Raw genomic sequence first — 821 nt, forward strand, 5'->3', positions numbered from 1 at the left:
ACTGCTCCGCCGACGCCTTCCAACCGATCTTCAGCACCTTGCCTCCTACGCCGTCGTGGGTGTCCTCGCCAGCGTAAAGGGCGCCCCTCACCAGTGGATGACGACCGTGGTGCCGACGGGGGTCTCGTTGTACAGGCGCACCATGCCGTCCCAGTCGCGCACGTTGACGCACCCGTGCGAGCTGCCGTTGTAGCCGAGCCGCGCGAAGTTCGAGGAGTAGTGGATCGCCTGGCCGCCGCTGAAGAACATCGAGTAGGGCATCGGCGTGTGGTAGAGGTTCGAGACGACGTCGACCTTCTTCCACGTGATGTGGAAGACGCCCTCGCGGGTCGGCTCCATCTCGCTGCCGAAGCGGACGTCCATGGCGTAGCGGGCCGTGCCGTCCCGAACGACCGTCAGCGAACGGGTCGTCTTGCTGATGCAGATGACGAATCCGGTCAAGCAGCGAGAGTCGACGTCCCAGGAGAGGGGCTGCGGCGCCGGGACGACGTTGTTCAGCTCGTCGGTCGTCGGCGGGTGGGTCATCGCCACCAGACGCTGCCACGTCGGCTCGTCGAGCAGGCCCGTGGCGGCCAGGCCGCGCTTCGTCTGGAACCCACGCACGGCCGCGGTCGTCCTCGTGCCGTAGTAGTCGGTCACGTCGCCGTCGAACCAGCCGATCTGCCGCAGCCGCGCCTGCAGGGCGCGCACCGCGGGGCCGCTGTCGCCCGGCCGCAGCAGGACCCGTGGTGTCGGTGTCGGCGAGGGTGGCGGCCCCGGTGGCGGGGTGGTGGCCGGGACGCTCGGGCTCGTCGTCGGTGACGCGTGGGGTGCTGTGGTCG

The 821-nt window shown here is 69.5% G+C and carries 1 protein-coding gene; it reads right to left on the minus strand.

From position 1 onward, the window contains the following. Positions 1–87 precede the first annotated feature (87 nt). Positions 88–821 (minus strand): L,D-transpeptidase family protein (locus tag N864_RS22775; protein ID WP_240474461.1); only part of this gene is annotated, 734 nt, incomplete at its 5' end.

The sequence above is a fragment of the Intrasporangium chromatireducens Q5-1 genome (assembly GCF_000576575.1).
Taxonomy (GTDB): domain Bacteria; phylum Actinomycetota; class Actinomycetes; order Actinomycetales; family Dermatophilaceae; genus Intrasporangium_A; species Intrasporangium_A chromatireducens.